Annotated in this window: 31 protein-coding genes; 9 read left to right on the top strand and 22 right to left on the bottom strand. The window is 44.4% G+C overall.

The genetic code is table 11. The features are described from left to right. Positions 1-35: 35 nt before the first annotated feature. The 3 genes from radC (at position 36) to ACZ5R2_RS24120 (ending at position 3,976) form a co-directional block, all read left to right on the top strand. The gene (radC, locus tag ACZ5R2_RS24130; protein ID WP_464900749.1) at positions 36-554 is read left to right on the top strand and encodes a RadC family protein; all 519 of its coding nucleotides are present in this window, start codon (positions 36-38) and stop codon (positions 552-554) included. Between the two features lie 59 nt (positions 555-613). After that, the gene (locus ACZ5R2_RS24125; RefSeq protein ID WP_464900748.1) at positions 614-2,677 is read left to right on the top strand and encodes a vWA domain-containing protein; all 2,064 of its coding nucleotides are present in this window, start codon (positions 614-616) and stop codon (positions 2,675-2,677) included. 99 nt (positions 2,678-2,776) lie between these two features. Further along, complete coding sequence (locus tag ACZ5R2_RS24120) at positions 2,777-3,976, top strand: DUF7146 domain-containing protein (protein ID WP_464900747.1); 1,200 nt, start codon at positions 2,777-2,779, stop codon at positions 3,974-3,976. Between the two features lie 199 nt (positions 3,977-4,175). On the opposite strand, the gene ACZ5R2_RS24115 is transcribed toward ACZ5R2_RS24120, so the two are convergent. From ACZ5R2_RS24115 to ACZ5R2_RS24105, 3 genes are all read right to left on the bottom strand, one after another. Further along, positions 4,176-5,474 (bottom strand): recombinase RecT, encoded by a 1,299-nt coding sequence (locus ACZ5R2_RS24115; protein WP_464900746.1) that lies wholly within the window; start codon positions 5,472-5,474, stop codon positions 4,176-4,178. Between the two features lie 64 nt (positions 5,475-5,538). After that, a complete protein-coding gene (locus ACZ5R2_RS24110; RefSeq protein ID WP_464900745.1) occupies positions 5,539-6,150 on the bottom strand; it encodes a hypothetical protein in 612 nt (203 codons plus the stop codon). 87 nt (positions 6,151-6,237) lie between these two features. After that, entirely contained in the window at positions 6,238-6,744 is a 507-nt protein-coding gene (locus ACZ5R2_RS24105) for a metal-dependent hydrolase (protein WP_464900744.1), read from the bottom strand. 177 nt (positions 6,745-6,921) lie between these two features. Here ACZ5R2_RS24105 and ACZ5R2_RS24100 point away from each other — a divergent pair, with 177 nt between their 5' ends. After that, entirely contained in the window at positions 6,922-7,398 is a 477-nt protein-coding gene (locus ACZ5R2_RS24100; protein ID WP_464900743.1) for a hypothetical protein, read from the top strand. A gap of 143 nt (positions 7,399-7,541) precedes the next feature. Here ACZ5R2_RS24100 and ACZ5R2_RS24095 read toward each other — a convergent pair whose 3' ends face one another. The 19 genes from ACZ5R2_RS24095 to ACZ5R2_RS24005 all read right to left on the bottom strand — a co-directional run bounded on the left by ACZ5R2_RS24095 (position 7,542) and on the right by ACZ5R2_RS24005 (position 18,554). Beyond that, complete coding sequence (locus tag ACZ5R2_RS24095) at positions 7,542-8,051, bottom strand: hypothetical protein (protein ID WP_464900742.1); 510 nt, start codon at positions 8,049-8,051, stop codon at positions 7,542-7,544. A 1,212-nt stretch (positions 8,052-9,263) separates the two neighbouring features. After that, complete coding sequence (locus tag ACZ5R2_RS24090) at positions 9,264-9,599, bottom strand: hypothetical protein (RefSeq protein WP_464900741.1); 336 nt, start codon at positions 9,597-9,599, stop codon at positions 9,264-9,266. Next, positions 9,596-10,099, bottom strand: coding sequence for a hypothetical protein (locus ACZ5R2_RS24085; protein ID WP_464900740.1), 504 nt, complete (start codon positions 10,097-10,099; stop codon positions 9,596-9,598). The genes ACZ5R2_RS24090 and ACZ5R2_RS24085 overlap by 4 nt, the downstream gene beginning before the upstream one ends. Positions 10,100-10,182: 83 nt before the next feature. Beyond that, positions 10,183-10,893 (bottom strand): transposase family protein, encoded by a 711-nt coding sequence (locus tag ACZ5R2_RS24080; RefSeq protein ID WP_464900739.1) that lies wholly within the window; start codon positions 10,891-10,893, stop codon positions 10,183-10,185. An 80-nt stretch (positions 10,894-10,973) separates the two neighbouring features. Then, a complete protein-coding gene (locus ACZ5R2_RS24075) occupies positions 10,974-11,420 on the bottom strand; it encodes a hypothetical protein (RefSeq protein WP_464900738.1) in 447 nt (148 codons plus the stop codon). A 295-nt stretch (positions 11,421-11,715) separates the two neighbouring features. Next, complete coding sequence (locus ACZ5R2_RS24070; protein WP_464900737.1) at positions 11,716-12,114, bottom strand: hypothetical protein; 399 nt, start codon at positions 12,112-12,114, stop codon at positions 11,716-11,718. Positions 12,115-12,328: 214 nt separating this feature from the next. After that, positions 12,329-12,730 (bottom strand): type II toxin-antitoxin system VapC family toxin, encoded by a 402-nt coding sequence (locus ACZ5R2_RS24065; RefSeq protein ID WP_464919486.1) that lies wholly within the window; start codon positions 12,728-12,730, stop codon positions 12,329-12,331. A gap of 13 nt (positions 12,731-12,743) precedes the next feature. Then, positions 12,744-12,977, bottom strand: a complete 234-nt coding sequence (gene vapB, locus ACZ5R2_RS24060; RefSeq protein WP_464900735.1) for a type II toxin-antitoxin system VapB family antitoxin — start codon at positions 12,975-12,977, stop codon at positions 12,744-12,746. A 220-nt stretch (positions 12,978-13,197) separates the two neighbouring features. Next, entirely contained in the window at positions 13,198-13,383 is a 186-nt protein-coding gene (locus tag ACZ5R2_RS24055; protein ID WP_464900734.1) for a hypothetical protein, read from the bottom strand. Positions 13,384-13,399: 16 nt separating this feature from the next. Then, positions 13,400-13,678 (bottom strand): hypothetical protein, encoded by a 279-nt coding sequence (locus ACZ5R2_RS24050; RefSeq protein WP_464900733.1) that lies wholly within the window; start codon positions 13,676-13,678, stop codon positions 13,400-13,402. Positions 13,679-13,896: 218 nt separating this feature from the next. Further along, the gene (locus ACZ5R2_RS24045; RefSeq protein WP_464900731.1) at positions 13,897-14,169 is read right to left on the bottom strand and encodes a hypothetical protein; all 273 of its coding nucleotides are present in this window, start codon (positions 14,167-14,169) and stop codon (positions 13,897-13,899) included. 207 nt (positions 14,170-14,376) lie between these two features. Continuing rightward, a complete protein-coding gene (locus ACZ5R2_RS24040) occupies positions 14,377-14,607 on the bottom strand; it encodes a hypothetical protein (RefSeq protein ID WP_464900730.1) in 231 nt (76 codons plus the stop codon). Positions 14,608-15,203: 596 nt separating this feature from the next. Then, positions 15,204-15,539 carry a hypothetical protein gene (locus ACZ5R2_RS24035; RefSeq protein ID WP_464900729.1) on the bottom strand — a complete coding sequence of 112 codons (336 nt, stop codon included), beginning with the start codon at positions 15,537-15,539 and terminating at the stop codon, positions 15,204-15,206. Positions 15,540-15,584: 45 nt separating this feature from the next. Next, positions 15,585-15,824 carry a hypothetical protein gene (locus tag ACZ5R2_RS24030; RefSeq protein WP_464900728.1) on the bottom strand — a complete coding sequence of 80 codons (240 nt, stop codon included), beginning with the start codon at positions 15,822-15,824 and terminating at the stop codon, positions 15,585-15,587. A 44-nt stretch (positions 15,825-15,868) separates the two neighbouring features. Continuing rightward, positions 15,869-16,162, bottom strand: coding sequence for a hypothetical protein (locus ACZ5R2_RS24025; protein ID WP_464900727.1), 294 nt, complete (start codon positions 16,160-16,162; stop codon positions 15,869-15,871). A gap of 236 nt (positions 16,163-16,398) precedes the next feature. Beyond that, a complete protein-coding gene (locus tag ACZ5R2_RS24020; protein ID WP_464900726.1) occupies positions 16,399-16,728 on the bottom strand; it encodes a hypothetical protein in 330 nt (109 codons plus the stop codon). A gap of 70 nt (positions 16,729-16,798) precedes the next feature. Then, a complete protein-coding gene (locus ACZ5R2_RS24015; protein WP_464900725.1) occupies positions 16,799-17,008 on the bottom strand; it encodes a hypothetical protein in 210 nt (69 codons plus the stop codon). Continuing rightward, positions 17,005-17,583, bottom strand: a complete 579-nt coding sequence (locus ACZ5R2_RS24010) for a site-specific integrase (protein WP_464900724.1) — start codon at positions 17,581-17,583, stop codon at positions 17,005-17,007. Before ACZ5R2_RS24010 ends, ACZ5R2_RS24015 begins: the two co-directional genes overlap by 4 nt. An 815-nt stretch (positions 17,584-18,398) precedes the next feature. Further along, complete coding sequence (locus ACZ5R2_RS24005; protein ID WP_464900723.1) at positions 18,399-18,554, bottom strand: hypothetical protein; 156 nt, start codon at positions 18,552-18,554, stop codon at positions 18,399-18,401. Between the two features lie 434 nt (positions 18,555-18,988). On the opposite strand from ACZ5R2_RS24005, the gene ACZ5R2_RS24000 reads away from it, so the two are divergent. From ACZ5R2_RS24000 to ACZ5R2_RS23980, 5 genes are all read left to right on the top strand, one after another. Beyond that, the gene (locus ACZ5R2_RS24000) at positions 18,989-19,201 is read left to right on the top strand and encodes a hypothetical protein (RefSeq protein WP_464900722.1); all 213 of its coding nucleotides are present in this window, start codon (positions 18,989-18,991) and stop codon (positions 19,199-19,201) included. Beyond that, positions 19,194-19,442, top strand: a complete 249-nt coding sequence (locus tag ACZ5R2_RS23995) for a hypothetical protein (RefSeq protein ID WP_464900721.1) — start codon at positions 19,194-19,196, stop codon at positions 19,440-19,442. Before ACZ5R2_RS24000 ends, ACZ5R2_RS23995 begins: the two co-directional genes overlap by 8 nt. Positions 19,443-19,632: 190 nt before the next feature. Continuing rightward, positions 19,633-20,400: a hypothetical protein gene (locus ACZ5R2_RS23990; RefSeq protein WP_464900720.1), complete on the top strand. Its 768-nt coding sequence runs from the start codon at positions 19,633-19,635 to the stop codon at positions 20,398-20,400. 72 nt (positions 20,401-20,472) lie between these two features. After that, a complete protein-coding gene (locus ACZ5R2_RS23985; protein ID WP_464900719.1) occupies positions 20,473-20,919 on the top strand; it encodes a hypothetical protein in 447 nt (148 codons plus the stop codon). Between the two features lie 10 nt (positions 20,920-20,929). Then, on the top strand, positions 20,930-21,742 hold the full coding sequence (locus ACZ5R2_RS23980) for a hypothetical protein (protein WP_464919481.1): 813 nt from the start codon (positions 20,930-20,932) through the stop codon (positions 21,740-21,742). Positions 21,743-21,754 lie beyond the last annotated feature (12 nt).

Genomic DNA, 21,754 nt, shown 5'->3' with positions numbered 1-21,754 from the left:
CAGGGATAGTAGCCTCATTTGCCTGGAGGCTACTTATGTTATACGTAAAAAATTCAACTGAACTACGCGGCGCTTTTGAGCTTAAAGAGGCTAGTTTCGAGGACTATCGCCAGCTAATTCCGGAGGAAGTTAGATTGGAGTTAGCGCGAGAGATCTTAAGTAGAGAACTAGAATCTCGAGATGCATATACATCACCAGATTTGGTGAAGATATTTGTATCAACAAGGCTAAAGCATGAGCAACGCGAGTGTTTTGACGTGATTTTTTTGGATAATCAGCATCGGCTGATCAGCCATGAAACCATGTTTAAAGGCACCGTTGACGCGGCTTCGGTATACCCGAGAGAGGTTGTAAAAAGAGCTTTAGAGCTCAATAGTTGTGCGGTAATTTTTGCCCATAACCACCCCTCGGGGGTCACTACTCCTAGTCAAGCAGACCGACGAATCACGAGACGACTGGTAGATGCCTTAAACCTCGTTGATATTCGAGTGCTTGATCATCTTATAGTAGGAGAAGGTCAGCCATTGTCGTTCGCTGAACGCGGATTTCTTTAACCCTATCGGGCTACTTACCCGATAGGGAAGTAGCCTCTTTTTAATATCGAGGACTACCTATGAAAGATGCAAAACAAATCGAATCGACACTGAGTGTCTTGGCTGGCGCGATGGAAGGTGCAAACATTCCTATTGTAATTGGCCATAACTGCCGATCATTCGAGAACAACTACAACCGTGACTCTATTGAAATACCAGCGGTTGATTTCACTAACAGAATGAACAGACAGTTAGCTGAATACCTCGTTGTTCACGAAGGTTGTCATAATTCTTTTACAGATAAATGGGTCGTTAAACATGAAGTTGAGCATATAAAGTTAGATATTTTGTGCAAGCTCTTTTGGGCGATTGAAAACCCACGAGTTGAAGAGTCTGGGCAACAGAAATGGAAAGGTGTACGAAGCATCCTTGATAAAGGCACTGAAATTGCGATCCGAAAAGGGCTTATTCCTACGGAACCCAATCCCGGTGATCCTCTTGAGGAGCTGGAGATGTTTGTAACCTCTTTCATCTTTGTAAACCTATGCAAGCGAAAGTCGATGCTTCCAATCCTTGTGTCTTCAAGGAATGCTCTATCGGCAACGCTTGGCAAAGAGCTCAGTAAGCTGGAAAAGATGCTCACAAGTCGGTTGGTATCATCTAGAAGCAGTTTGTGTTTAGCTAACAAAATACTGAACTGGATAAAGAACTTGGACAGCAGTCTAATCCAGCAATCAAAACCGCGCCAAGAGAGCTGCGACTCAGGTCAAAGCGGCGCTCAACAGGGCAGCAGTGGCGACTCAGGTCAAAGTGGCGCTCAACAGGGCAGCAGTGGCGACTCAGGTCAAAGCGGCACTCAACAGGGCAGCAGTGGCGACTCAGGTCAAAGCGGCGCTCAACAGGGCAGCAGTGGCGACTCAGGTCAAATTGGCGCTCAACAGGGCAGCAGTGGCGACTCAGGTCAAAGCGGCGCTCAACAGGGCAGCAGTGGTGACTCAGGTCAAAGCGGTGCTCAACAGGGCAGCAGTGGCGACTCAGGTCAAAGCGGCGCTCAACAGGGCAGCGGCACTGACTCAGGTCAAAGCAGTGCTCAACAGGGCAGCAGTGGTGACTCAGGTCAAAGCGTCGCTCAACAGGGCAGCAGTAGCGACTCAGGTCAAAGCGGCGGTCAGCTAGGCAGCATCGGCGACGTCGGCCAAAACGCAGGCTGCTCAGGTCAAGACATTGGTCAGAGCCTGCGCTCAATGCAGTCAGCGATCACTAACACTGAAAAAGGTCGATGGCAGCAAGATAAGAGCTTATCTAGTTCGGTCTATGAAGCCCTTAACAATGAAAGCGATAATAAATACGTGATGGATGTTGCCACTATGGGTACCACCGACACTCAAACGTTATCGCACAAACGGCTTCAATCTGAGCTCAATCAAGTTGGCAAACTATTGTCTGCTAAGGTGTTTAGACCGTTAGAAAAGCAGTTAAAAGCCAAAAACTGGGTAAAGAAATCGTTTTCTAATCGCGGTGGAGATATCGAGCCTAATCGCTTATATCGTGCCACTACAGACGGAAAATGCTTTAAACAGGAAACCATAGGCAAAGCACCAAATACAGTGGTTCTCTCTCTTATCGATGGTTCGCGATCGATGGCAGAGAAAGACTGCAATGGTTTTGTTGGTGAGCGTGGTGAACTGGCTCAAGCTACGGTGTTTGGGTTAAACACAGCACTAAAAAGGCTTGGTATAGTTTGCTCTAGTTACCTCTTTATTCGTCTTGATGAGCAAGATAGATGTAATACTTTGGTACCATTGCTTAGATTTGGAGAGAAACCAATATCGATGTTGAATCGCATGGGAGTGCGTATGTCTGGTGGAACACCTACCGGCGAAGCATTGATGGGGGCAATAGCCAAAATCAAACACCGGTCGGAAGAACGAAAAGTTATCTACGTCCTGACCGATGGTGAAGCGCAGTGCCAAGGTACGCTTGAGAAAGTGGATACTCTAGCTGAAAATTTTGGCATTGAGGTATACTACATCTGCATTGCTATGCGTTGGAAATACGACTTTGCTTTAGAGCGTGTAGTCGAAATTGAAAACCCAGGCGACATGCCTAAAGCCATCAGAAAGCTCGCGCTTTCAACTCTTTAACCCTCAAGGGGCATACTTCCCTTGCGGGGAGTAGTCCCTTCCATTTATCTACGAAGGAGCTACAAATGATAAAAACACTTAACTCATCTGGAGGTGTCTGTGAGCAATTCTACTGATCGGAAATCAGTCTTTGATCTTGTACATGAGATCAGTGACTACGGGCCTGTCTACTCAGCGCTCGGGTTATCCGATATCGTGAATAGCTCAAAGCCAGATAAAATGGTGCCATGTCCCAAAAGTCCAGACTCCAACAAATCTACTAAGTTTCGCATGGAAAAAGACTTTACTTGGACAGGAAAATGTATCCACAACGACGTGAACAATGGCCATTACATGGACATTATTGAGTTCACTCGATGGTATCGGGACATCTCTAATCCTGTAGATGCGGCTATGGAAGTCCTTGACGCTGCCGGTATTGAGTACGTTGACTACCGCCAAGGCGGTGCAGTGCGCAATGCTGGCTCTACAGTGCCAACAATTTCGCCAGAGGAAATTGCTCGGCGAAACAAAATCCGTGTAGATGAAGGTTTACAAGCTATCGATAACATCGGTAAAGCTTGGAATCAAAGTCTACCAATCACCAATCCCCAAGCCCGCGATTTGCTTAATAAATATTTAGTATCGCGCGGTTTACCAGATGGACATGTAGACTTGATGCCAAGGCATCTACGAGTAAACATGAATGCGTATTACCCCGCATCTCTTCGTAAAGAGGATAAGGGGGCGTGGTACGCGGCGTGGATTTTACCGGTACTGGATGCCAATGGAAAGCGATGCACATTGCACCGCCACTATTTTCAGAAGGAAACTGGTCAAAAAATCGAGGAAGACAAGCGAAAGCTGATGATGTCTCCACCATGGAGCCTTAAACCCGGAAGCCAAATCGAATACGACAAGCCACTCATCTTCGAAGGAGGTGATGGGCAGCGGTACGCGACGATTGCTATCGGTGAAGGTGCAGAAACCATGGAGGCAGTACGAGCTGTGATGGAAATATCTGTTCAGCCTATGTACTCTTCGTCTTTGCTCCAAGGCTATATGCCACCTGAAATACCTGGCATACCGCCAGAAAGAGTCCTGCTCGACTTTTACGTCGATAAGGACAAACCAAAGCCAAGTGACCCGCAAGGTCGTGGCGCTGGTGAAATAAGCGTCGATTTAGCTATTGAGCGTTTAAGTGCACTTGGCTACAACTGCGAAAAATACCTTCCTCCAATGGATATTCCTGACGGAGAGAAAGGTGTGGATTGGCTTGATGTTCTACTTACTCTAGGGCCACCAGCTTTTCCAAGCTAAACACAAAGGCGACCATTTTTGGTCGCTTTTTTTTTGCCTAAATTAACCTCAGACAATGGGGATGGGTGGTATGACTGTGATTGGTATATGGCATTTGGCCCCATACGCGAGATGTCAGGCACTCAGATAGCAATAGTAATGGCCATTAGAGCACTAGTGAAAAAATACATCAGAGATAGCCGCGCCAAATACTGACATACTATTGCAAATATCGTGTTAGATTGTTGGGATATTTCACTGACCAATCACATCTATCGATAGCTTGTCCTATCGCTGTTTTAATCGCCATGCGTGCAAAGTAACGTTGCCAGGCAGAGCTTGTGGATGCCGTCGCTGCTTCAAGTAGATCCTCTCTATGTATGACTACTTTTGATGATGTACCGTCGATAAAGCTAAGAACGGCAAAGGCACCGGTGACTTTGTCAGCAGTACGAGTCATTGAGTTGATTGATTTGGTCGTTATGACTACGTCGTTATCTCGTTCATAAAACTCGTCATCCTCATAGATACACTCAGCGAAAATACTTTCTAGACCTGCTTTAGCAAAGCATCGAGCAACTTTACCTTGAACGGTCTCTCTCAGTCCGATAGCAAAACCACCAGCATCTTGCTCGAAGCAAGTTACATAAATCCCACCATTGATTGGGCTCAAAGAGTGTTGACTGATCGCTGCCTCTTCCGCAAGTTGATAAGCTTCCATTTTTAGCCTGTCGAGGGAGAGTCCATGTTCAATTCCATAGCGCGTCAGAGCGTAGGCAAGATAGGTGCTCTCAGAAGCTGAATTCTCTTTCCACAATACACTCAGCGATAATAGATAGTCTTCGCGCGATTTAACCACAGATAAGATCTCAGAGAAGATGTTCTCGTCGAACGCGTGGTTATTAAAAGTGAGGAAATTACGAAGTTCGTGCAAGGAAATCAAAGCTTGCATCTCTTGGCTCAAGAGATCGACATCAAGCCTCTGAAGTGCACGGTATATCGCAGTTTCGTACATCACTGAATCTACGAGTGCATGTTTAGACCACATACTATCAGGTAGCAGTCCTTTAACCTCGTCGATAGACACATACCCAAACACAGGCTTATCACGCAAAGTGCCCTTGAATGCGACGCAAGAGATATCGGCCATGGCCCCGGCTGATGGGACAAGACAATTGTCTTTGAGCTTGAAGCTAGTGCTAGCAGTTGATTTGGTGAGAAATTCGATGTGGAAAGTACTATCACTACTGATAACGCGCTGCAAGCCGCGAGTTGTGAAACTCGGCACCACATCAACATCATTAAGCTGCTTCGCACAAACCTTATGAGCACCGTTTTTTAGGGATACCTTGCTACTTTTTTTTGCTGCTGTTATCAACTCGTAATCATGGTCGAGGGTCAAAATAGAGGCGTTAGAAAATTCGCAAAGTGATTGAATAATCGCATCGTTAAAGCTATCGACAGAGATTGACCGCGATAGGTTGCTTTTAGCTGTAATTGAGTAGCGGTTTGCGAACATCTAAACCTCTGATGAAGTGAAATTTTGCGCACCACTCGTTTGAGTGATGCGCGTGACAGGTTGATTAGGCGTTGGCATTTGCCTGCGCCTCGAGCTCTTTAATGTGAGCTTCAAGAACTTCAAGCTGCTTGAGTTGTTCGTCCTTTTCAGCGGCAGCTTTCAGGATATCAGCGCGCGCAGCTGGCGATAGGTAGACTTGGACGAACGCTCTGTATTCACCAGTAGCAGGGTCAACGAGTACTTCTTTCTTTGATACTGTATGACCGAATAGGCCCGCTTGATTTACCCGAGCCTCGATGATTTGCTCAGCAGATTGGTTAAACGATCCACCATTGCTCTCAGAGATTTCATTCAGCTCTAGAGAGGTTACCTCAGTAGCCAATTTTTTTACGACCTGCTGCTCAGCAAGCAGAATCGCTTGGTTAAGTGCAAACTGTAAGTCCTTGCTCGTAGCAGTTGCGTTCTCGTAGATGGCACCACGCGAATTTTGTTGGGTGCTAAAGTACCAATCTGGTACAGCAGCAAGAACAGATTGATTTTCCTCGCGCTGCATTTCCTTAGCAATTTCGAGAGGAGTCATAGGTTTTTGCTCTACGGTAACAGGCTCTTTCGAAGCGCAAGCGCCGAGTAGTACGGTAGCAGAAATTGCCAACATGACCTTACTTTTATTAAACATTGCTTTTCCTTTTTGCAATTTGTAGACATTGACAGTATATCAATAAGCGATTGAATTTGTTTCATCTGTCATTTGGTAGAGCAGAGCTCAGAAAGCAAAATAGTACCAAACAGATAAGCTCAATATGCTTACGTAGACTAAGAGTTGAGATAACGCTCCGTCATATAGAGCGAGTCCATAACGCTTTTGGCTGGGATACATCAGTCGGACACGGGCCGGTGAAAATGCATCGATGATCACATGACTTAGGTACCCGAGGAGCACAGGGGCGGCTAGGTAAACGTAGAATGACTGACTTTGAATGTAAAGCAGCTCATACAGCCCCCAAACAATCAAAGCGATAGCCAATAGAGAGTGGGTTATTCCGCGATGGCCGAACACGAGTGATAGGGGATAGGAGATAAATTTAACCTTGCTGCCAACTGAACTCTGAGGATGGTCGATATCGGGCAGTAACGAGCCAAATAGACACAAGACAAGGCCTAAGAACCAAGTGGCCGGATTAGCGTCAGCAAAGACGGGATAATTCGGTAGTGTTTTAGCCGCAAACAAATAGCTAGCGGCGCCGATAGCGAGGTGGCCGGTTACATTCATAAGAGTCAAATTTGAAGGAGAATTCAATAAAAGGATAGCAGAAAGTTCAGCTACTTAGAAGGCGTGAGGCTAGTTGCTATCTAGTGCAGTCCGTGCCAACATCGGATTAAACAGCTGAATACGGACTAACTAAAAATGATCAAGCTATGTAAGCACCTAGGCTTTCCGCAAAGCACAATGAACGCGGTAGAAATACACGATACTGAACACTCTATCACTTACTGCCAATGTGATCGTCATACTATGCCGCTCGACGACTTCGTATACGTAGTACTAGATGTAGCAAAGTGGGATAAAGCTTGGAGTAACGATAAGGTAAAATACTTGCCAGCAGATTTATCAGAGTTACTTAATGACGACCTTGGTGGACATGCTTTTAACAGGTCTGTGAGCAGAATAAATGCCTTAGGTAGTTATCTTGAAAAAGATAGTGAAATTTGGGGATCGGTGCTTGGTTCAGGGTTTGAAATCCCGGTAACTATGGATGATGGTCGCCATAGATACTGGCTTGCAAGAGAAATGAATTTACCGTTTTTTGTGGCAGCAGTAGCAGTGAAATACTTAGATCTGCTGAATAAGATGGATGTGCAGTACCACACAACATACTCAAAAGTGTTTGATCCATCAAAATGGACTGAGTGGAGTTGCCGATAGTGTAATCGGCATCAACACGTTCAATTTAAGGGGGCTGAGCATCGCGGTGACGGTCAGTTGCAGAAAACAGAGACGAAACCCCGCAGCGCAACACTCGGTGCGCCTCCAGTGCACCTCCCCCTAAACCCAACACTCAAAGTTAACTAGCTCTTTCCAATGATCTTGTCTTTGAACCGTGATTTAACAATTTCATACTCATTTTTACGCAGCTTTGGGATTGACCAGAAAGTGTCGTAAAAGAATAGATTTGCTGCGTCATGGATGGTTAACTTTTGGTGCCTGCTGATGATTTCAGACATTTTTTCAAGGGTTGGTGCAGAGAAGCCGTTCAAAACCTCTTGATACTCTGTGCCCGTAAGCTCGGCGCTAGAGTTTGGTACCATCCATGCTTTAAGTGGGACAAACTCGTGATCATCAAAATCAGTTCGAAATAACGAGACTGTCCACCCGGTATACGGCTTGCAAATATAGTGGGAATAACAGGCAAGCACAAGCATGCACATACCCAGCAAGTAAAGGGTTTGCACTGTGAGCCACACAGCAGAAACGAACAAACAATACCTTAATAACGCTATACCCAGAAGCGTCTTTTGAGGAGTCTCTGCTGCTATTTTAAATCGAGCACTTGCACTTTCAACACTGACATACTTCATATTTTTATCCTAGCCTACCTATAAAAATTCGATATGCAGCTTTCTGAGCGATTTTATCAGAGCCTATTGAATAAGATTGTTCTTGTTTCTTATCCGGTATAGATTTACGCAGGCTTCTCTAATTGGTCAAAAAACTACCAAAATACTTCACATGAATAGGCCGATATAATATGAAGAAAAGAAAGACTGCAATTAGTCCGTCGAACCCGAAACTGACTTCTTCGATTGGAGCATCTGTAACGATAGCTTTTAACTGCAGAACAGATAACAGCACTATTACGTTGACGGCCCCAAACACAAAGAGTGACTTACCAAATTTTAACTTTCTCATAAATCTCCGTTTAAGAATTTCAATATAGAACGGTTATTCCGTGAAATAGGCGTAAGTTGTACTCTACTTATTCTCTAGCAGGTAGGATGGCGTATCAGTCCCTTCTTTTAGAGACTTGATCTTCAACCACGTCACAGTGGCTTCTACTCCTGTACCCACCCTCATAGGCTGATGATCAAATAGTTTTAGTTCGCAAATTACGCTCTGGCCTTGAGTCTCCAATAGACTGACATACTCGATAAGCCCTGGTTGGGCTTCACACTTAGCCAATAGCGAATGGATCTCTTTTTTAGTTGCTGTTTGAGACCATCCTCCTTTTGGTCGTACGACCCATAGGATTATGCCAAGTGAGATAAGCAGTAAAAAAATTGAATTCCTGTCACAACGATTCCTTGTCCTCTTTATAAGTACGACTTCTTTTGCACCACATATATAATTTTGGTGCAATGCCAAACCATATAGATGCGACGACCAATCCTGCACCAAACCAACCATTAAAGAACACTAGTTTCTGTCCAAGATCCCGGGTTAGTCACGATCAATCATCCCATGATGAATTGTGTCTGGGCCGGTGATTTGAATAGATAGCTTAACAAAGTCTTCAAGATTATTCCCATCTCATCGTCTACTAGCTAACGAAAAAAGATATCAGTACTACGGACACACAAATGATGGATAGAGTGTTAATCGTACTCCTAACATCATAGTGAAACCTGTATTTAGCCTTAAGACGTTTAATAGCGCTATCGGCATCGAGATAAGTGGACACCATTATATCAAACTGCTCTAAGTTTAGACCCCATACATCTCAAGTCTGTGCTGCACTCATTTCGTAAGATTCTGATATTTGTGATAGTTTCTGGCCACCTAATAATTTAACTCTACTGGCTACTGACATCAACGAACCCTGAGGTATTTTTGCGTGGTATTGCGTTGGCGTGCATAAACATATCAACATGATTTACGAGAGTTACAGCCGTAGGTTCGCCCTCTAAAGTAGAGCGCAAGTTGTTCACCCTTGAAACACATTCTTCGTTGACATCGAGAGATACCTCACCGCGCTCATTGACACTCGAACTACAAGCTGTTTCAAGCTGCATTTCGACTAGCGCGCGAATTAGAGGTTGACTAGTCTTGATCGCGTGTTCTTCTTTGGACGCTGCAATAGTGTTCATTGATACAGTTGCAAGTACTGCAGCCAATAATAGCTGATTCATATTTCGCTCCTTGCCTGATTCTTACGGAAATCATCAGCGGCTCTAAATCCCTTAGACCAATAATAAGCTTTTTTTTCCCAATGGCATTCAACCTCGTCTTGGTGGTGATATTTACTAGCAACCACTTTCCAATATGGATTGGATTCTTCATCTTGACCATCCAAGTACGCTAAGTAACCATTCCGATAAGTTTGTCGGTACTCCCGCACCGTAATTAACGTCCCGATTACATCAAAGAGCATCATAATAAAACCGAATCCGCCTAGAAAAGCAAAATGGTAATAGCTCAGAGTATCATCCTTTCTGCTATGGAATTTGGACATTAGCTGAAAAACAAACTTCGAGAATATCCCGACTATAACCCAGACACAAAGGAACACAAGACCATGGTAGACAGGATGTACTTGTTGGTAGTCAATCGGGGCCAAATCCACTACAAAACCAACGATATGAGCAGCGGTCACTCCGAATAGCAATGCTATCAACAGAACATATTTCATACAAATCCTTATTTGGTTAAGAGGCGACCCGCGGTTGCTAGTGCTTGCTCAGATAGAGCTTTAGTGTGCCCATCTAACAACTTTTAATCAATGCCTGCCTTAAATTTAGCCTGCGCATTCAGGAAATTGATAAAATCCGTATCATATTGTATTACCGGAGCTTTTGGGTCAAGTAATGCTCTCGACGTTTCGATTCGACCTATTGAGTTTAACAAGTGGGCTCTAGCGATATTTTCTACTAACGATCTGGAAACACCATACTGCCTAGCAACATCTGAAATACTGCTACTTAGCGCTAACTCCCAATCATCTCCAATTCTCATGTACGTAAGAAGGTCTTCGGCTACTACGTCGGCTAGTACTCTATGCGGAGCATCTGACCATCTATGGTAGTAATACTCTTTCCCAGATTGGCTGCTGTCTGCAAGGTATTGACCACGAAAGTGAATCAATTGGTTGATATCATCTGACTGATAGCCCACATGTACATAGAATGATTGCCATCTACGATCTGTATAAAAAGCTAACGTAGTATGCTCATTTGCAAGCTCACCACTTAGATATTCACTGAACTGCTCTAGATGTAAGTTAGTTAGAGAATCTGACATTACCTTTTCAGCATCAATGATAGGATTTGACTCTAGAGCTAGTGAGGTCTCGGTACTATTTCTAGCGTTGAGATTTGACATTGATTGAACTGGCTTTGTTTTTGGTCCTGACTTTGTGACTGAAGGGGAAGTCACTTGGCCGGGGGCAAAACAATTGTTTGGTTGCTTATCATCAGGTGAGTCCATGGGTGACCATACAAGTTGCCCAACTAGACAGCCAGCACCAATAATGAGCAAACAGAACCTAGTCATCGTCACATTTCCTTTTAGCGGATAATTGGTTGATTTGATACCAACCGACGACATAAAGAGAACAACATCGATCTCTCGGCATTTGCGTAAACCTCATGCTGAAATGGTATCCATTCTGTACCGATTGGATGATCAGAATTAGCACTGGGCCAGTGATTACCTGCTTGCTTGAACTCTTGGACGATTTTCTTACCATCAGAGTAGATAAGCCCCCAACCAAGAGGCAACACCTCTTCAGGTTTAATTAGACCGACAAGGCATACATAGAAACGATAAGTACCAAGTGCTTTAGCCCCTGGTTGACGCTTTGGTTTCTTTTTGTCAGCGAAGAAATCACTTCTTGACACTTTCGATTCGATAACGATTGAACATGAACTACGAATGCCAATAGCGTCGACAACCTCACGGGAGCCGGTTGCCTTGATATTCGTAGCTACAACGGAAAAACCATTTTTTTTCATCCACCTAGCAGCCTGTTTTGCTTTTCATGCAAATCTGACGGCATGACCAATTTCCCCTTAGATTAATTACCTGGTGGTAAGACTCTTCCTTCCGCTACCAACTCTTCACATACCTCAATTGCTCTAGACCTTCGACGTGTACGGTCTTCGATACCAGTAAACTCTCGAAAGTAACTATCTACACACCCATCAAATGTTTTTAGATAATTGCCGCTCCAGAACCAGAGACACAGTAGGAGTAAGATGCCAATAACAACATTCTTTAGCATGATAGTTCCCCTTATTCATCTTTCGTCTATTTTTTGGATAGATCGGTAAGGTTATCGTTTCCCCATCCCGATGAGGTGTCATCACGCTCACCTGCAAAACCGAGTAGAATAAATCCGAATATCACGCCCAATATGACTAACTCATTCCCATATTCGTACTGCAGAAACTCAGCCCTTGTATGAGTGGAAATGATTGTCATTGGATAGCCAACTATTACACCAAACACTGATGCAGAGAATATAAATGGGCGTTTTATTGTGTAGCCGTTTCTATATCTAATAACCTGAATTACCGACATAACAAACATACTAAACCCTACAGTTAGCCAGTAATATTTCAACTCTAAGCTCTCTACTAAATTCAAGAATGAATCTGTAAACATAAGCAAACCTAAAACTAAAAGAACGCCATATACGTAAATCATTTCTAATAGATCCCCTTAGTTGCGATTGATAATGTCATTTGCGGATTTCTGATCTAGCTCATGTGCCGTATCGAATACACAACCTTTTTCATAGGATTTAGATTCACTATTGAAAGTAGCTAAGCACTTGCCACCCTGGTCGTGATCAATCACAGCTGTATTTGTGGTCCGCTCACAGTGTTCGCAAATAGTCATCGGCATTGGTTAATTCCCCTTAATGAACCCAGTCTTCGAGGTTTAAACCAGTAACTCGTTTAAACTCTCGTGTGTTGTTAGTGACAAGAACACAATCTGTTGCGATTGCGTGCCCCGCGATAGAAGTGTCGTTATTGCCGATAGGCGTACCTTTCGCCATTAGGTCGCGCTTAACCTCTGTGGTGGCGTCTACTGCTGCTTTATCCCAAGGTAAGATCTCATCAACTCGCTTGAGAAATTCTTGTACAAGTACCGCATGTCTAGGAGACGCTTTTTTACCAAGTAAACCATATTGCATTTCTTGGTAGGTGATAGCCGAAATCACAATTCTATGCTGCTTACCAACGACCGCTTGCAGCTTTTTTAAGACCTCAATTGGTTGCTCTCTCATAATGAATGAGCAGATGCAAGTATCGAGCATGTAGTTGATCTTTTTAGTCAAAGTTAAATCGCCCTTCGTCTGTCACTACATCCTCACGGTTAGCCATGAAGTCCTTATCAGCTTTCTCTTGCTCCCCGAACGACAACCAATCAGGGCGAGCTGGGCGCAAAGTGATAACATCACCTTCTTTGTGAATTTCCAGTTCGTTCACACCATCGAACTCAAACTCTTTAGGCAAACGAACCGCTTGATTCTTGCCATTTTTAAATATTGATACCGTTCTCATAACGCCCTCACTTTCAGCATATGCTCAACATATGTTCAGTATATAATTTGACCTGCATATGTCAAACATATGTTAGCTTTATTGGCAATTAAAATGCTAGTTCCGCGAGCGCTCTCATGTCTATTGGGTCGGTGTATAACAACTTCTTAGTGGTAACAAATGTCCTTATTTCCCAGAGCCTTATGAATACTAGGAACGTCAACTATCCCCCCGTACGTTCTTACCAGCCTTGTTGGGCTAGAAACTCACCAACCGCATAGCCGCCAAGATGATATGAGCCAAAACCTAATGCTATTGCGAGCAACATCAAAAACAATCGAGCTATGTTGCGGTCGCGGTTTGAGATGGTATAAAAATCGTTTTCCGACTCTCGCAACACACTGCACAAAACTGCACTGAATTTCATGAATATTTCCCCATAGCTAACAGATGTCGTCATAAACGTCATCAAGAAAGGACTCTATAAACTCTCTTGCACCCCTGATAGTCTCGGCTCCTGACAACCAGTTCGAATGCATGCTCTGAGAATACGCTTCCCAAAGATTCGTTGCATCTGACAACGAAGGGTCGAAGCCCAGTTCACTGAGTGCCTGCTGAATGTTTGCAGACAGCTCTTTGTACTCTTCATTGAGTTCACGCTCAGCGCTACTCTTTGTAATAGCCATCAACTCGGATAACTTTTCACGTTGTCGGTCGTCCACCAATTTCCCCTACGTTATTGTTTTCGTTCAAGTGAAAGATAAGAAACCATCCACACTACCGCTGCTAAACCACCGAAGAATAGGCAATGAGGAATGTACATCGGTCTGCTAAGGATGCTCACCGTTAATGGTATTCCCCAAATAGCTAAGGTTATTAATATCGCCATGCCTAAAGGCAGATTTTTGATACGATCCAGCATGTATAATTTCCCCCTCGGTTAGCTAAATCGCGGCTTTAAAGATGCTATTTCTTCTGGGTTTTCAACTTCCAGACCCAAACCCCAACGAGCCTTATCAAGCACATCTTGGTTAAGCAAGATGCCACTTTCGTAGATGTATTCAAGCGCATTAGCTAAACGTTCATTTTCAGCATCAAGCTTCTTGATACGCTCTGATGCACGTTCAGCAGCATCTTTGAGCTGAGTTACTGCCATGACATCATTTGGTTTACACGGTGCATTGAGCACCCCGTGCAACATTAATTCACTCACGATATCCCCCTACTTAGTTTTCTTTGAGCTGTAAAGCTTGTCTACAGTGCTCACAAGTTAATGGCTTATCGGTCATACAATGGATATTTTTTGCAAAAGTGCGACCACACGGAACTCGACCGTTCACTAGCAAATGAACTGAATCTTCGTGGTCATCTTGATGTCCGCTCGCTGGCATTAATATTCGCTTCATTGCCTCGTTACTCCTTATCCTACTAAAAATCCAGTACCACCAACCAACACATAGACTGCGCCACACATACTGAAGAAGTTGGAATAATTGCGTTTACGTCCGTAAAAGGTAATGGCCAAAACCAAGAAACTAATTCCGATTGTTACTATCGTCTCGTGAGTTATAGGCTCAATAAAAACATCCCAAATCAGCAAAGTGATAGTGAAACAAAACATCCCTACAAACTCTTTACTTCTAAGGTTCATCCTGTCATTCCTTTAAATATCGTACTGGTAAACTTTTTAATCTAAGTGGTAAGTGTGTATTGCAATGTTTACCACTCAGATTGCCAATGTAACCATTCCAATCACTTGAACTGGTAAGGTCGCTTTAGGGTTAATTTACCCCTTAGTTTCTTCAGTCCAACTAGGTTTGTAACCTAGCCATTTGGTTACTACCGATTTTGCCCCCACAAGAGACTTGCAAGGTCTTGGGAAGCGGCCTGAATACCTTTGGCACCCATTACGGTTATAATTAGGCTCAAGCGTAACCATAAACCCCGAACCATCCTGCTTTATTCGGTACGTTTCACCATGATCAGTTTCCGTTTTCAGGGTTTTGAAGTACACGGCCAATTTCCCCTCAGTGCGTTGTTATGGCGTGTGCTGCGCTTGGAACGGTGTCAGCTATCCAACCACTGCATTTACGGCAACGTAAACGATTAGAGCGTTCTGACATTTCTGAGTCTGGATAGAACGGACGTTTGCCGTCTGCTCTAGATGAAAACTTAGAGTCGATTTCAATGCTAATCGGCTCTCCACATTGGGTGCATTTATCTTCGATAACCATGAACCAACTTCCCCTAATAAGACTCATAACGGCGACGGTTCCAGGCCACCATTAAGCCGACGACAACCGACATGAAGAGAGCAAAGTTTCGAATATAAAGTAGATAAGCGTTCGCCCTATCTTCCGGTGCAAGTGCATCGATTTCTGACCAAGTCATATCAGGCAGCGATTCTCTCAATGCTTCCAGCTCCTCGGCCTTGGCTTTCTCTGCCAACACTTGCTCTTGTAGTAACTCGTACTTGTGTTGTTTCACGCTATCAGGCTCACCGTAAAGGCGGATGGCATCCGCTACGACTAACGCAGCACAGATAATCACAATTGGTATCAGAATCCATTTTAACTTGTTCATATCGCTTCCTGAATTAATGAGTAACAAACTTTACCCCTTGGGTATTTAATGAATAGGTAAGGTGGCGTACACTTCATCGTCCGAGCAAGATTCATCAACCTCAATCGAACCTTGCGCCAAAGAGAAGGTAACTTGCTCATCACCATCAAAATCAGTTACTTCTTGGTCAAATATTTTCTTGTTCTTTGGGCTCATGACGACCGTAATAGGTGGCTCACCACCTTCACGAAGTCCATCATTGATAGACTCTAATACAGCTCCGATAACTAAGTAATGACTTTTCACCGCTATTCCTTTTGTTTTAGTGCTCATCACAGCGTAGGCCGTTATCAGTCGGCAACCGATTGACGCATGGCGATCATCGCAGTGAAATTGAGAGTGCTAATGTGGTCGTCCTCAGCTAACGCTTGCTCACGCAAGGCATAAAGATCGTCGATACTACAAACATCGGCATCCCACCATCCATGACGACCGTCACCTCGAGCTTGGTTTAGCTTTTTAGTCATAGAGTTTGAAGCAGCAATGACCAATTGCTTATCGGCGTCCTCTTCCCCCAGGTGAGTCGCCCCAGTGTCTGGATGAAGTAACATCGTCATGCTCTTTTTGAAAAAGTCAGTTTCCATGAGTCACACCTTTGTTGTGTCATTTGTTGATCAAGGCAATGGCGAAATGTGCGTACATTGCCGCCGTGTTAATGCATTGATCAGCATATTGTTTAGAGCCGAGCTGATATTGTCCAGCGCCGCAACGCTGACAATACCAACCATTTCGTTTCTCACCGATCCCGTAAAATCTGTGCTCCATCGAATGCTCAGAGCATTCAGGGCAAGGGGGCGGCGTCCAGTCTGGGATCTCCACGTCAATCCCTGCCAGGTTGTAGGTTGTGAGGTCGAGGTTGGTAAACCACCCCCATTGTCGGCTGGCAATGCCTAGTAACAGACTTTGTTGGCATCGGGACGGGGTTGGGGTAGTACCCCAGCAGCTTAAGGCAGTACTCAGAGCGATTTAGCGCGTTCGTCAGTACTCGCGCCGTACGAAACTTCATCTCGGTATCAGATTGAATGTAATGCGCGGTGCTGTTCGCGTGAGCGCGTATCGTCGCATCACGTAACACTTTCAACTCTTTGCGCATCGCTTTGATGCGCTGTGCTTGACGATTTCGTGCTTCTGTACCTTTATCTTGTGCCATGGTCTGCTCCCTCAAGTTACATCACCAACAATATACATCCAGTTTAATATCGTGCGAACGATATAGCAAGCTAATTTGCTGCTTTTTTGCACAACTCGGCATGGAGAGCAGCCACCGCCGCTAACAACATGGTTTTTTCGTCTTCGTAGCCGCCGAGCTTGGTGGTGTCGGTGAATAGTTTCTTTTCTTCCAGGGTCAAATAGCCCCCGTAGCGCGGTTTACCCTGACGCTTCTTTTCGTACTTGGCCTTCGCCATTTGTTGAGGTGTTTTGTTCGTCAAAATGCTAGCTCCGCAATTTGGTTCATGGTTAAAGGGTCAGTATCAAGTAGGCGCTTAGTTGTATTAAGGTCACGGTTGCCAAGCATTAAATGGATGGTAGGCACATCGACTTGCCCCTTGAGGCGCAAAGCAAGTGTACGACGGCCCGACTCAATAGACGGACTCTCTATACCAGCATTACTCAATAGCTGTTTAACGTGGTTATTTAAGCTAGGACAGTAATAAGAACGTTTGCCAGTACCACTTGTTTTACTAAGTATTTTGAATGCACCATGCTGCTTCCTTTTAAAGAACGGTTCAATAGGATCGAAGCCGCAATAGTAGTCTGGATGGTTACCATCCAAGATACGCACAAGCTTGTATTCGTTAATTAAAGCCTTGAGCTTTCGGTTAACAAGAAACACGTCTCTTTCAACATCACCACGAACGGAAAACTTCTTGGTCAACTCGCCTGATTTAGTGAATATGTCAGCGACCTGAATCCTGCTTATTTCGATGGTTTTTAGTCCAGTTCCAAGAAAGAACCCAAGTAAGCATTGGCTAAGTTCAGGCTCAACTGCCTGTTGCTTTGTCACCTTAAAAAGCCATCGTGTGTCAGACACAATAGGTGCTAAAGGCATGTCACAAAACCCCCGAATTATAGTTATTGTGACCATAGTAACATGGATGCATAAAAAACATACAGCTTTAGGCTAGGTTCGTGAACCCGTTAAGGGAACTCGGGCAGGAGGTAAGAGGGGGCTGAATCGGCCTAAGTAAAGAAACTGAATGAAAATAGCCATCGGTTGCATAAGCTGACGCGATGAATGCCACACTAATGAAAAGACGGTGCGATCTGGCGACCCATGTATTTCTGCCGCGTTAAAAACGCAATCCCTTGCCCCAGCAGGAGTCTGAAAAGATCAACGACTCTTTGATGTTTTTTTTTTAATTACATTGTTTCTACACATATGGAGAGTGGGTTAGAATTTTATTAACAAAACTAGGCACCTGTCGGTTTTTATTGATCTAGGTCAATACTTTTGGGTAGTGCATTTCGTTAAATACGCCCAGAATAGAAAGCAATCAATCACACCATATATTGTGTTTTGATTTATCCACAGGTCAATATATAGGGGTGAGTAGTATCGCCCAAAGCTCTGGCTAGGCGATTTGATACTTAGCTTGGTACAATACCGTCATCAACACACGAAAGGAGAATTTATAATTTATGAGTAGAGCAGATGCAAAGAAAGCTCTGAAGATCCGACCCTTCAGAGCTCTCAGCATCACTAACTAAACCAAAGCGGCTCGTTATAGTGACTCAACCCCGTAATGCTATTCCGAGCCTCCGTTTCTGTCAATCATCAGGAGGCAAATATTGAAGCCCTTAACTTGTTTTTTGGCGGCGCTAAGCCGCGAACTCATGCGCGATTGCGCCGACGCCGGTAAGACACTCATTGCGGTTGAACTCATGTGTCACACTGTTCGGTTCACCCTCGAGAACGCTCAAAAGCTCATTGATTGGTTTGAGATGTTTATAAGGAACATCAAAGGCTAAATCCATACCCAACCGTACCACGGGAAATACACTGCTAGTACCTGGTACGCATAATAGAAAACCCGTTACTGGAACAGTAACGGGTTCGCCGCGCCCTTTCGGGCTGTGGTTTCTAGCATTGACAAGTCAACTAGGCCATAAAACCACGCTCTGCCTGTTCGGCAGGGATCTTAACCACCACGCTAGGTCGAGGCATATGGTGTTTTTCGTTAAGCTAGGTCATCTACTTATTCAGCAGTGTACTCTTAGCTGCCTATGCGGCAGGTCCACCTCGACTCTTAGATCATAGCACATAACCTCAGTTAAGATATGCCAAACCCCGTTTCTCATGCGTTCTTTGTTGATCTCCGACCAAGGGTAATACAACACCAAGTTTAAAATACTATACTTAATAGCTGTGTAAGGTGAGTCACGACGATAGTAAAGCAGGAGCAGGAAGTATGCTGAATTACGAGTATCTTGATAGCGTAGTAGCCGAGGTTCAACGCGACCATTTTGCACAATATGACGTGCTCTCGGGAGGCCAGCGACTCTATGTGGCCCTAGCGAGTAATAGACCCGATTTACTTACTGAAGAGGGTGTTACTCTCGCAAAAGCGCTCAAACTCATTGACGCAGAATCCCTATCTGAGATTACGCAGCGATATGGCTGACGCCCTTAACATTGGCGAAGTGATGGATGAACTTATCCATTGGGCTCACCAAACAGAGCTGGCTATAGCTCAACGTGATGCTGCGCTGGCTGAGTGTGCATGGGGCCAACTTCAAGATCTGATCGCAACGATGGAAGCATTAGAGCCGCGCCCGCAAACCAACACGGAAACCGTTAAGCGGATGGCGGAAGAAATAGAACCAGCATATAGGTATTTTATGAATAGCCACGCGCTTAAGTGAGATGGTCTGACTATCCCAAAATCCGCTTTCCCCATCAATGACACTACACGTCTTATCTGGTCATCCCCAAGCATTCTCTCATTCTATGAGCATGAGTTGACGTTTGAATCTTGATCGTAATTTGGGTTGGTTTGTTTACTACCGACATTTTGTAGAATGGTTTGGTCACAAAAATGGAGATGTGGTGTATATGAGCCGAGCTAAAAAAAGAGAGTTTTTCAGAAACTGCGCAACAAAAAGAGGCAAAGGAACTAAGCTGGTCAGCGTTGACTTAATAGACAAGCGAGAGCTGAACGAGACAGGCGAGAAAGAGCTTAGCGATCTTAAGAGAGCTACGTACGCGGAGCTTTTGGTGCGCAAAGATGAGCATGCTCTGACTGAGTTGAAGCGCAGAGATGCCGATTTCCTAATCCAACACAAGTCAATCGAAATCTCAGAGCAGGCACTAGATCTTGCTAGCATATGCCTAATGCATCACTTTGTGCGATCACAACACTTTGGGAACGAAACGGGGTTCTTTAGTTGGATGATGTCAATAACTCACCAATTGTTACGCACTGTTGAACTTGTTCAACTTGAGAAGGACCTCTATTTTGCTCAGTACAATGAGGCGTATTTCTACTTTGAGCGCAGAAAATCGAATGCTAAACGCTATAATTTGGTATACGTGTCATCGGAATATATGACGCACTTTGAGTTGAGTGAGCCAGAAGGTGAGGTTCGTATACGGGCTCACTCTATCAACAGACTCACAACACGCTTTTTGACAATGTATCTCTCTAAGCCATTTATGGAGGGTGTCGGCTTAGTAACTTGGCTAAAAAATGTATGCTCATCACTGGTAACTCAATTTTACAGTAAGTTGCCCCACGGAGCTCTAGCTCGCTACGAGAACGCAACTTTTATTTTCCATCAGGATGAACGTGAGGGATTCTTCAAACTAGTAACTCTCTATTAACGTTGAGTTTTATCTCTAGTGTGTTTGATGTTAGTATGATTAAGAAACCACCATACATCGCAGAAAAAGCCAATGAAGAAAAATATTGTACTATTGGCTGCCAGTGCCATCAGTCTTGCCCTCATGAGCGGTTGTGACAGACCTACGGACAAACTCACTGGCAGTGCACCCGACGCCCAAGACCGAATAGTTCGCGAGCTTACCGATGACGAGCGTTCTGCCATTACCTCAATTGAAGAACGCGCAAAGGCCTTAAAGGAGCAATATCAAGTCAACTTAGCTCGCGTTCATGAGCGAGTCAAATGGGTCTCTATCATTCCAGCTGAGCTTTTGCCTAAGTCGCATAGCTTTGAGGTGGCTCAAGTCAATCAAACTAAAGAAGGACAACTGCTTTTGGTTGTCGATGAGCCATATGTAGCGATACCAATTGATAAGTTAAATGGTTTCGAGTCAGAAGGTTTCCACTATAGGGTCTATCAAGATGATTCACAGTTGTATTTGGTTAAAACGACTCTGTAAGACAGCAGTTGTGGCATCTATGCTGCTATCATCAATGGCAAACGCATGGTCACCCAGCACGTATAACGCCATCATTGGTACAGCGGAGAGGCTAGACAAATCGTCATACGATCGAGTTCAGGTGCACAATGTTCCGTCGAGTACAGGTGAGCTCGAGAATCTGCGCTTTATTGATGTCTATCAAGTTCCTCTTAGGAGCATTAGGGAATTGACTAGGCTATATCGAAAATACAACGAAAGTGTACCCCATCCAGTCAGACAAATAGCTAGTGGCCGTGACTGGGATAAGTCTGCGATCATTCTGCGTAGCAGAGGTTTCGCCAAGCCTTTGCATAACAATCTCAGCTATAGCTATAACAAACTGTGGGAACTAGCGAGCCGAGAGAGTAATCCGGAATTAAAGATCAACCTGGTCGCATATCTAGTGTACCTGAGGGTCAATGCGTATCAACCCAACAATACGGTGATATTCATGGATAATCGTTCATTTAGCCAAGGGGACTATTTTGGCTATGATTATTGCATTGATCTTCCGCGTAGAGATATTGGTCAGTGTGGTAATAGAAACTTGCACGAGTTTCTTGGTTCTATTGTTGGGTCGGGGCCACTTACAACTTCGACAGTTCCTCACGGTCTCGACAATATTGACGATGTGATCACCGCGTCAGCTGACCAAGCACGAGTTTTGTATACACTTCAACCGAATACTCGAGTCACTAACCAATACACGGCAGACGCTAGGACAATCATGTTACAGCAAGCGTCGAAAGCTGCTGCTGACGTCGTATTGATATGGCGACATTTCTACGGCCATGGGCATTAAGGAGCATCTAAG

The organism is Vibrio sabulosilitoris (assembly GCF_055391395.1).
The sequence above is the reverse complement of the archived record's forward strand: the minus strand, read 5'-3'. Positions and strand labels throughout refer to the sequence as shown.

Coding starts and splice junctions, on each gene's coding strand:
- ACZ5R2_RS24085 (WP_464900740.1), bottom strand. CDS start 10,099: ATGAAATATGTTCTGTTGATAGCATTGCTATTCGGAGTGACCGCTGCT.
- ACZ5R2_RS24105 (WP_464900744.1), bottom strand. CDS start 6,744: ATGAATGTAACCGGCCACCTCGCTATCGGCGCCGCTAGCTATTTGTTT.
- ACZ5R2_RS24095 (WP_464900742.1), bottom strand. CDS start 8,051: ATGAAGTATGTCAGTGTTGAAAGTGCAAGTGCTCGATTTAAAATAGCA.
- ACZ5R2_RS24035 (WP_464900729.1), bottom strand. CDS start 15,539: ATGAACAAGTTAAAATGGATTCTGATACCAATTGTGATTATCTGTGCT.
- ACZ5R2_RS23990 (WP_464900720.1), top strand. CDS start 19,633: ATGAGCCGAGCTAAAAAAAGAGAGTTTTTCAGAAACTGCGCAACAAAA.
- ACZ5R2_RS24055 (WP_464900734.1), bottom strand. CDS start 13,383: ATGAAATTCAGTGCAGTTTTGTGCAGTGTGTTGCGAGAGTCGGAAAAC.
- ACZ5R2_RS24025 (WP_464900727.1), bottom strand. CDS start 16,162: ATGGAAACTGACTTTTTCAAAAAGAGCATGACGATGTTACTTCATCCA.
- ACZ5R2_RS24065 (WP_464919486.1), bottom strand. CDS start 12,730: ATGCTCGATACTTGCATCTGCTCATTCATTATGAGAGAGCAACCAATT.
- ACZ5R2_RS24070 (WP_464900737.1), bottom strand. CDS start 12,114: ATGATTTACGTATATGGCGTTCTTTTAGTTTTAGGTTTGCTTATGTTT.
- ACZ5R2_RS24040 (WP_464900730.1), bottom strand. CDS start 14,607: ATGAACCTTAGAAGTAAAGAGTTTGTAGGGATGTTTTGTTTCACTATC.
- ACZ5R2_RS24100 (WP_464900743.1), top strand. CDS start 6,922: ATGAACGCGGTAGAAATACACGATACTGAACACTCTATCACTTACTGC.
- ACZ5R2_RS24090 (WP_464900741.1), bottom strand. CDS start 9,599: ATGAATCAGCTATTATTGGCTGCAGTACTTGCAACTGTATCAATGAAC.
- ACZ5R2_RS24020 (WP_464900726.1), bottom strand. CDS start 16,728: ATGGCACAAGATAAAGGTACAGAAGCACGAAATCGTCAAGCACAGCGC.
- ACZ5R2_RS24110 (WP_464900745.1), bottom strand. CDS start 6,150: ATGTTTAATAAAAGTAAGGTCATGTTGGCAATTTCTGCTACCGTACTA.
- ACZ5R2_RS24080 (WP_464900739.1), bottom strand. CDS start 10,893: ATGGACTCACCTGATGATAAGCAACCAAACAATTGTTTTGCCCCCGGC.
- vapB (WP_464900735.1), bottom strand. CDS start 12,977: ATGAGAACGGTATCAATATTTAAAAATGGCAAGAATCAAGCGGTTCGT.
- ACZ5R2_RS23995 (WP_464900721.1), top strand. CDS start 19,194: ATGGCTGACGCCCTTAACATTGGCGAAGTGATGGATGAACTTATCCAT.
- ACZ5R2_RS24005 (WP_464900723.1), bottom strand. CDS start 18,554: ATGGATTTAGCCTTTGATGTTCCTTATAAACATCTCAAACCAATCAAT.
- ACZ5R2_RS23985 (WP_464900719.1), top strand. CDS start 20,473: ATGAAGAAAAATATTGTACTATTGGCTGCCAGTGCCATCAGTCTTGCC.
- ACZ5R2_RS24125 (WP_464900748.1), top strand. CDS start 614: ATGAAAGATGCAAAACAAATCGAATCGACACTGAGTGTCTTGGCTGGC.
- ACZ5R2_RS24000 (WP_464900722.1), top strand. CDS start 18,989: ATGCTGAATTACGAGTATCTTGATAGCGTAGTAGCCGAGGTTCAACGC.
- radC (WP_464900749.1), top strand. CDS start 36: ATGTTATACGTAAAAAATTCAACTGAACTACGCGGCGCTTTTGAGCTT.
- ACZ5R2_RS24115 (WP_464900746.1), bottom strand. CDS start 5,474: ATGTTCGCAAACCGCTACTCAATTACAGCTAAAAGCAACCTATCGCGG.
- ACZ5R2_RS24075 (WP_464900738.1), bottom strand. CDS start 11,420: ATGAAAAAAAATGGTTTTTCCGTTGTAGCTACGAATATCAAGGCAACC.